The 8,238-nt window shown below is 27.5% G+C and carries 14 protein-coding genes; 13 read left to right on the top strand and 1 reads right to left on the bottom strand.

Annotated elements, in window-relative coordinates:
* Positions 1–38: 38 nt before the first annotated feature.
* From Q4A58_RS02520 to Q4A58_RS02465, 12 genes are all read left to right on the top strand, one after another.
* Positions 39–776, top strand: coding sequence for a penicillin-binding protein (locus tag Q4A58_RS02520; protein WP_303116333.1), 738 nt, complete (start codon positions 39–41; stop codon positions 774–776).
* A gap of 137 nt (positions 777–913) precedes the next feature.
* On the top strand, positions 914–1,495 hold the full coding sequence (locus Q4A58_RS02515) for an N-acetylmuramoyl-L-alanine amidase (RefSeq protein WP_303116332.1): 582 nt from the start codon (positions 914–916) through the stop codon (positions 1,493–1,495).
* Positions 1,476–1,856 (top strand): hypothetical protein, encoded by a 381-nt coding sequence (locus tag Q4A58_RS02510; RefSeq protein WP_303116331.1) that lies wholly within the window; start codon positions 1,476–1,478, stop codon positions 1,854–1,856. The genes Q4A58_RS02515 and Q4A58_RS02510 overlap by 20 nt, the downstream gene beginning before the upstream one ends.
* Positions 1,846–2,292 (top strand): DUF1353 domain-containing protein, encoded by a 447-nt coding sequence (locus Q4A58_RS02505; protein ID WP_368501038.1) that lies wholly within the window; start codon positions 1,846–1,848, stop codon positions 2,290–2,292. Before Q4A58_RS02510 ends, Q4A58_RS02505 begins: the two co-directional genes overlap by 11 nt.
* 14 nt (positions 2,293–2,306) lie before the next feature.
* Positions 2,307–2,786, top strand: a complete 480-nt coding sequence (locus Q4A58_RS02500; protein ID WP_303116326.1) for a holin family protein — start codon at positions 2,307–2,309, stop codon at positions 2,784–2,786.
* A 185-nt stretch (positions 2,787–2,971) separates the two neighbouring features.
* A complete protein-coding gene (locus Q4A58_RS02495; RefSeq protein ID WP_303116324.1) occupies positions 2,972–3,325 on the top strand; it encodes a hypothetical protein in 354 nt (117 codons plus the stop codon).
* Between the two features lie 27 nt (positions 3,326–3,352).
* A complete protein-coding gene (locus tag Q4A58_RS02490; protein ID WP_303116322.1) occupies positions 3,353–3,541 on the top strand; it encodes a hypothetical protein in 189 nt (62 codons plus the stop codon).
* A gap of 55 nt (positions 3,542–3,596) precedes the next feature.
* Positions 3,597–3,788: a hypothetical protein gene (locus tag Q4A58_RS02485; RefSeq protein WP_303116320.1), complete on the top strand. Its 192-nt coding sequence runs from the start codon at positions 3,597–3,599 to the stop codon at positions 3,786–3,788.
* A complete protein-coding gene (locus Q4A58_RS02480) occupies positions 3,772–4,254 on the top strand; it encodes a hypothetical protein (protein ID WP_303116319.1) in 483 nt (160 codons plus the stop codon). Before Q4A58_RS02485 ends, Q4A58_RS02480 begins: the two co-directional genes overlap by 17 nt.
* Before the next feature lie 527 nt (positions 4,255–4,781).
* Positions 4,782–5,123, top strand: coding sequence for a helix-turn-helix transcriptional regulator (locus Q4A58_RS02475; protein WP_303116318.1), 342 nt, complete (start codon positions 4,782–4,784; stop codon positions 5,121–5,123).
* 150 nt (positions 5,124–5,273) lie between these two features.
* Entirely contained in the window at positions 5,274–5,855 is a 582-nt protein-coding gene (locus tag Q4A58_RS02470) for a hypothetical protein (RefSeq protein ID WP_303116317.1), read from the top strand.
* Complete coding sequence (locus Q4A58_RS02465; RefSeq protein WP_303116314.1) at positions 5,856–6,101, top strand: FCD domain-containing protein; 246 nt, start codon at positions 5,856–5,858, stop codon at positions 6,099–6,101.
* Positions 6,102–6,318: 217 nt separating this feature from the next.
* Here Q4A58_RS02465 and Q4A58_RS02460 read toward each other — a convergent pair whose 3' ends face one another.
* Entirely contained in the window at positions 6,319–7,473 is a 1,155-nt protein-coding gene (locus tag Q4A58_RS02460) for an iron-containing alcohol dehydrogenase (protein ID WP_303116313.1), read from the bottom strand.
* A gap of 127 nt (positions 7,474–7,600) precedes the next feature.
* Here Q4A58_RS02460 and Q4A58_RS02455 point away from each other — a divergent pair, with 127 nt between their 5' ends.
* Entirely contained in the window at positions 7,601–8,137 is a 537-nt protein-coding gene (locus Q4A58_RS02455) for a hypothetical protein (protein ID WP_303116312.1), read from the top strand.
* Positions 8,138–8,238 lie beyond the last annotated feature (101 nt).

Genomic DNA, 8,238 nt, shown 5'->3' with positions numbered 1-8,238 from the left:
AGATTTAAAAATCTACACAAAATTAAGGAGGTAAATAAATGTTCAGAATATTTACAAAAGAAAAAAAGAGTAAAGAATTATTTAACATAAATTTAACAAAAGAAGAAGTTAGGGAATTGATGCATGATAATTTATTTTTAGATTATCCGCATATAAAAAAAGAAGATTGTATAGTTATAGAGAGAGAGGAACCTTTTAAAAATCCGACATTTGCCGATGGAATTATAAGAGAAATGACAAGAGAAGAACTTGTTGAAAATGATATTTTAATTCCACTTGAATTAGGAGAAAAAATAGTTGATAAAAAAATTATAAAAGTTCCTAAGCCCGATGATAAAAATTACTGGAACTGGGATGGAGAAAACTGGGTTTATGATAATGATCAAGAGAAAAAGGAATATTTTAACAGAATAGATGAAATAAAAGCTAAATCACTTGCCTACGGATTTGATTATAAAATTAATGGTCAAGAGCACAGACAGAGGTGTCGTGACAAAGACATAGCTCTTATGGCAGCTTCATTAATAGAATTAATTGCAGAAAAATTAATAGGGAACGATAAAGCTACTTCTTTTTGGTATTTTGAAGATAATTACGAATGGGAAGTAGATTTAAAAACTTTAACACTCTATGCTAGATATGGAAAAACATTCACTACAAGTGTATACAAAACAGAAAACTATTTTAAAACTCAAGTCATAGCTAAAAAATTATCAGAACAAGAATTTGAAAACAAAAGAAAGGAAATTCATAATGAGCTTGTTAAGGGCTCTTAAATTTCTTTTTGATATAAAATATCAAAGAATAGTTTAAAACGATTTTTAAAAGCAAAATAAAAGAAATTAAAAGCTATAAAGTAGTATCTTAAGTTATTTTAAGATGAAAAATCCAATTCTGAAAGGAGGTGAAGGATATGAAAGTAGCTTTAATTATAGGTCATAATCCTCGTGGACAAGGCTCTTATAGTTCTCATTTAGAAAATTCAGAATATAATTTCTGGAGAGAAGTGTGTAACTCAATTAATACTATAAATGATAGTATAGATATATATTGTCGTGAAGCAAAAACAAATTATATTGAGGAAATGAAGCCTGTTATAAAAGAAATAAACAATCATAACTATGATTATTGTCTTGAACTACATTTCAATGCTCATAAAAATGAAAATGCTAAGGGATGTGAATGTTTAGTACATAAGAATAGTAAAAAAGGTAAAGAGATAGCTTTATCTTTTTTAGAAAAGTTGAATATAACATTTGATATTCCAATACGACAAAAAAATACAAAAGGATTAATTGAGGTAGAAAATAGTAAAACTAGAGGTGCATATGGAATTTGTAATACAAAACCTCCATATGTGTTAATAGAACCTTTTTTTGGAACTAACGTAGAGGCTTTAGAATTCAAGGATTCGAGAGTTATGGCAAGATTTATAGTAGATTTTATAATGGGATTTAAATTTAAGGAGGAAAAAAATGAAAGAAATTTTAAATAATATATATGCTTATTTGGGGAATTTCACAATGGAAGAATGGTTATGGATGTTAGGAGCTTTAATAGGAATTTTATACATACTTTATAATAGAAAAAAATATGTTGAACTCTTTGATAATTCAGTCGTTATGGCTGAAACATCTTTTAATCATGGTGATAACTTGAAAAAGTTGGAAGCAGCAATAAAATTTGTAAGAGAAAGAACTGCAAATTTACCTTTTGTAGCAAGATTTATCATAATTAAATTTATATCTAAAAAAAGAATGGTAGATCTAATAGAAAAATCACTACAAAAATTCTCTGATGTGTTCGGTACAGGTAGAAAAGTAGACATAAAAGGGAATGAGGCTGATGGAGAATAATGTTAAATTAATTGTAGATGGAGATAGTTTTATATTGCTGGAAAGTTATAGTAGAAGAATTAATAACTTTTCTATTATAGTTCCTAAAAATTTTAAAACTGATCTTGCTTCGATACCAGGACCAGCTCGAATTTTTTTCAAAACTTTTGGCAAATATACTAATGCAGCAGTAGTCCACGACTTCTTATATTCTGAACTCAATGCAACAGGAATAAATAGGTTTCTTGCCGACAAAATTTTTCTTTATATAATGAGAGAAGATGGAGTTTCAAAAGTAAGTAGCTCACTTATGTATAGGGCAGTCAGAAGCTTTGGGGAGCTGTCATGGAAGAAAAAAATAAAAAACGAAGGATATAAAGAACAAGCACTTATAGATAAAACTATAGAAGCTCAAAAATATTATAAACAGTGGAATAGAATATTAAAACTAGACTAAAGGGAGCTGATTGGATGCTACAATTGATTATACAAATATATCAGTTAGCCAAACATTATTTGATGATGCTAGGAAGTAGCTTGCTAGCTATCTTAATTTGGGCAATAGGTGGCTTTGATGTACTAATAAAGGCATTATTATTTCTAATGACATTAGATTATGCTACTGGAGTTTGGATAGGCTACCGGACAAAGACATTAAATAGCACAAGAGCATACAAAGGACTTGAAAAAAAAATAATGGTTTTAATCATTATATGTTGTGCTACAGTTATAGAAAAATTAATGCCCAAAATGGGGATAAGAATAATGGTAGGAATATTTTATTCGGCTACAGAAATATTAAGTGTTATTGAAAATGCTGCTAAACTAGGTGTTCCTTTCCCTGAAGCATTAAAAAAAGCTCTCGAGCAGTGCAAAGGAAATCAATGTACTAATTTAACTTCAGATAAAAAAGTTGATAAAAAAATAGATATAGATGAAAAGATGAAATAAAAATTAATGGGTAGGTGAGAGCCTACCCTCTTTTTTTATTTCTTATAAAAAATTTTTTAATTATTTTTTCAAAATTCTCTATAAAACGTTGAAAATAAAAAGAAAAAAATTTAAAAAAAGTGTTGACATAACTATATAGTTATGATATTATATAGTCAAGATAAGAGATTAAAGGAGGAATAAAAATGAAAAGAGAAGTAATGAAGAAAGCTTGGATGTTAATGAGAAAAGGATATAATAAAAATTTTGCAACTTGCTTAAAAGCTGCATGGGCACTAGAAAAAAGAGTAAGAAAAGTTTTTTCTGAAACTTCTCTTGATAGAGATGAATTAAACAATATGATGAAATTTAACAAAGCTTTTAAGCATTCTGCTAATAAAAGCAATATATCAAGAAATGTTATTTATCAAGGTCAAGGAATTGAAAACTATAGAGATTTCAGACTTTGGGCAGTAGAAGGAAGAGCAAGAGTTTATGTAGAAAGATATATAGATAATATATTTATAGAAAAAATGTACACTGAAATAAAAACAATATAAAAAATAATATAAAAAGGAGTGAGATTTATGAAAAAATTAAGTTATTTGGATTACGAGGAAGGAATAATAAAATTCTCGTCTAAGGAAGATGAGGAAATATGCCTAAAGCATTGGAAAGATGAAAATAAACTTTCTGTAGACGAATTTGGAAGAGTCTACAATGAAGGTGGACAGTATATTGCTGACGTTGGGTTTATAAGTGAAGATGAAGAATAAATAACTTATTATACAGAAGAGAGTTGTTTTACAACTCTCTTCTGAAAGGAGGTACATGGGAAGAAAAGGATACAGCACTTCTGAAAAACAAGTTGCTGCTAATAAAAGAAACCTGGAGAAAAATCCTATTGCGAGAGTAAAGCAAAGAAAGTTTAATGCTAAATCTCAAGCAAAAAAATATATTCTTGAACTCGCCGATAAAGATGAGTTAAAGGAAGTTCAAGAATGGATTGACTCCAGGAAATAAAAAATTACCTAATCTAGGAATAATTTCAAGAATTTTAAAGAAAAAGACCTGGGAAGAAATTCTTATAAAAATAGATAGAATAGAAATTCAGAAAACATTTATAAAAGAAAAAATGAAAAAAGAATATATTGAAATATCTGAAAAACTTAATAAGCAATATGGTGCAAGCATCCCTGACATAAAAAGATATTCAAAATATAGCGTAACTTCATTTTATTTTGTCTTTAGAGGAATGGAGGGTTTAAGAAAAGAATGTAATTTTGAAAATCCTTATCTTAAATCAAAACTTAATTATAACGAAATTAAAAAAACTGCTATTGAATTGTTTAAGCAGTATGGAGAATTATCTAAAACTGATTTAACAAAATTGTTAAAGGAAAAAGAAATTTCAATAGAATCTATATTTAAAGCTTTTAAAGTTATGAATATGAGAAATTTATATAAAAAATTAAAGGAAGAAGGATAGTGTAAGATAATATTAAGAATGATTAAGATAGATATAATAGTGTAGTAGTTATCTAAAAGTAAAAAAATATATTAAACGGATAAAAAAACAATAAACAGATGATTTTATAGCGAGTTCAAATCCCTCTCTCACCGCCATAAAATCTTTATTTACCAATGCTTTTTTGAAAGTAAAAAAATATTTTGACAGGGAGTGGCAGGGTGAAAACTTGTAATATCCTTGAATTTAAGGAGAGTTATATCTTTTTTATAGCTCTTTTTTTTATTTTGAAATTCAGGTTCTATACTTTTAAGTGTTGATATTTTACCATCAACACTTAAAAGTATAGAACCGAAATAGAACAGTCTATAAAAGATATAGATAATAAAAAGAAGTAAAAAAGTTAATTTACTTCTTTTTTATTTGTGAAAGAAATAAAATTTTTTGTTTGGTATATCCATACGAAGGTGGTATAATAGTTTTTAAGAAAGGGTAAAGATTTTATTAAAACTTTTTTCCTTTTTAAAAAATATAAAAGGAGTATAGGTATGAAAGAGAATAAAACAGAGAAAAGAAGAGAACAATACGAAAAAAAATTAGGTATTTTCTTAAAAAAAGTTAGAACTAAGAGAAAATTATCTCTAAGAGTTGTGGGAGAGAAAGCAGATATGAATTTTACATATCTTTCTCACCTTGAAACACATAATCGTGAAAAAGCAAAATTGCCAAGTGTAGAAATATTAAATAAACTTTTTACAGTATATAAGTTAGATTTAAAAGAAAGAGTAAAGTTTTTAGAAATTTACTTTAATTTAGTTATACCAGAAATATATATATACAATTTAAATACTGATAAAATCAAGGATATAATTAAGATTTTAGAGGCTTAATGGTTCTGTTTATCAGAAAGTTTAGTAACATTCTTTAAAAGCAACTTCCAATACTTTTTAAATTTGTTATACTTAATTATATAAGCTGGTGTAAAAATATAAAATATATGTTACAATTGATAAATAATAAAATTTTTTTAAAGGAGAAGTATGAAAAAAATAATATTTTATATGTTACTTATGATGATAGGAAAATTTACCTTTGCAGTTGTAAATACTCATCAACCAGGGTCAGCAGCATGGCATAATTATAATAATATGTTATGGGGTCAGTTAGAGTATGATAGGCAACAAAGAGAACAAGCTGCACAGAACTCTCAATTTCCACCTCAACAAGCTATGGAAACTTATATTAACAGGTCTGTATTTGTTTGGAATGATGAAACAGGAAAGGCTTTTTATCTTCCATGTGGACAGGAGAAAGAAGGCTGGGGTGCAAAGAGAGCAGTTGTGAATAGAGCTAAAAAAATTTTTTTTGAAATCCATGGAGAGAAGTCAAATAGACATATTGATTGGGATTGTAGTTTTGCTGTTATTACAATGGGAATTGGTAATAAAAGTGGAAAGATAGAAGCTTTTGTTGATAACGACATAAGAAAGTGGGTAAAAAAATATGGAGGAGATGATCCAGATTTTAAAGTAAAAGTAGAAAGGGATGCATTAGATTATTGTGAATCGCAAGCCTATAATTGTGAGCTTATATATGAACTTGGTGATTTCGGTGAAAAATAGTTGAAAGTTGTAAAATGGACTGGAAATAGTCAGTTATATGAAATGGTAAAAGAACTGAATGATAAAATATATATGGTTGGTCATAAAGCAATAAATAACGAAAAATCTACAAGAGATATGGAATCGCTTGAAGAACACAGAAGGATTATTGAAGCTTTAAAAAATAATGATATCCTTGCTGCTAAAAACCTTATGATTCTTCATATAGTAGAAACAAGAAGGAATTTAATAAAAAATTTTTTATAATTTAAAATTTTTTTCTTTAAGAATAAATAATTATTTAATAAAATTGATAAGAGATAAATAAAATTCTATCCTTTAATTTGCAAGTTAAGGCATTTATCTTAATAAGAAAAGGTTTATTTATCTCTTTTTTGCATATAAAAAAGGTGTTGATAGATAAGAAATATAATCTGTCAACACCTAAAGTATATATTAGATTTCTTATTAGTAACAAGAAAATTTAATATGCCATTTTTAAAATTTGGTATATTTCTTCTTTAGTTAAAGGATATGCATAGCCAATATCTTGTCTAATAGCAAGCTCAGCAATTTTTTCTAGAGAAGATTCTTTAACTCCAACTTCACTTAATCTTGTTGGTGCTCCTATCTTTTTCCAGAAACTTTGTAATGCCAAAGCACCCTCTCTTGCAACTTCTTTGTCTGACCTATTTTCGCCGTTTATTCCCATAATATTTATAGCAAAATCTTTTACTCTAGTTACATCTTTATTCAAAATATGTAAAATCCAATTAGGCATTATGATTGCAAGACCTTCACCATGAGGAATATCATATATTGCACTGACTGCATGCTCTATTCTATGAGTTCCCCAATCTCCTACTACTCCTAATTCTAAAGAATTATTCAGAGCCATTGTAGCAGATAACATAAGTACAGAACGGGCATCATAGTCATCTGGCTTTTCTAGAGCTAGAGGAGCGTATTTCATAATAGTTTTCATTGCCCCTTCTATAAAAGTATCAAGCAAAGGATTATGTTCTCTATTAAAATATTGCTCAAGTAAGTGGCTCATAGAGTCTACAACACCATTTACAGTTTGATTTTTAGGAACAGTAAAAGTATATGTAGGATCCAATATTGAAAATTTTGGATAAGTTAAAGAGCTTCCCCAACCAAGCTTTTCTCCAGTTTCTAAATTAGTTATCACACTACCTGAATTCATTTCAGAACCAGTAGCTGCAATAGTTAGTATTACACCAAAAGGGAGAGCTTTTTTAGGTCTATGTTTAGCTATAACAATATCCCAAGCATCCCCTTCATAAAAGCTTCCAGCAGAAATTAATTTCACACAATCTATAGTACTTCCTCCACCAACAGCAAGTATGAAGTCTATATTATTTTTCTTTATAATTTCTATAGCTTTTCTAGCGGTAGAAACTCTTGGATTTGGTTCTACTCCTCCAAGCTCAAATATTTCAAAATCTTTTAATTCCTCTTGGATTTGCTCATATATACCATTTCTTTTTATACTTCCTCCACCATAAACAAGTAAAACTTTTCTACCGTACTTTGATACCTCTTTTGCTAAAGATTTAATTTTTTCTCTTCCAAAAATTAATTTTGTAGGGTTTTGATATATAAAATTTTTTATCATAGTTTAACCTCCTTTTCCTATATGTATATTTTACAACAAATTTTGAAACTTTCAAAATATAAAAATTTTTTAGTATTGACTTTTTTTTGATAAAAATATACCCTATATTTATACTGGAGGAGAAAACATGAGAAAAATTAAATTTACTCTTATCTTTTTACCCTTAATTCTGGGTGTATTAATTTATTTATTATATAGAAGTAGGAATCTCTTCTACTATAATTTAATACATTTTTTAGATATGAATGGTTATGTCATTTTGGCTAGAGAGGCAGCTTGGCTATATAGAAAATTATTTCCAACCTGGAGTATATACTCCTTACCTGATGGATTATGGCTTTTTTCTACAGGAGCTGCTTTTTTATTATGTAGAAACAATTATTTAGTTCATTGTGTTTGGTTTAGCTGTATATACATATTAATGATAGTTATTGAATATGTACAAAAGTTCTATGGTGGACATGGAACTATGATAGGTACCTTTGATAAGAAAGACATAATGACCTTCACTATTGCCTATATTTCTATAAATATAGTTGCTTTTATTTTAAGAAAGTTGGACAAAAACTATAGATACAAGATGACATTAAAAGCTGAAATAATAGAAAATTTTTATTATTCTTTTATATTTTTGTTATTGGGGATATTGCCTAGTATGTTATAAAATAATTTACGAAGTATTATATAAAATTTTAAAATATAGAAAATTAATTCATAATTTAACTCTTGTTCTGATTCTTGCAATAAATTATATTATTATTTATA

The organism is Fusobacterium sp. (assembly GCF_030528405.1).
GTDB lineage: Bacteria > Fusobacteriota > Fusobacteriia > Fusobacteriales > Fusobacteriaceae > Fusobacterium.
This window is presented reverse-complemented; position numbering and strand designations above follow the sequence as displayed.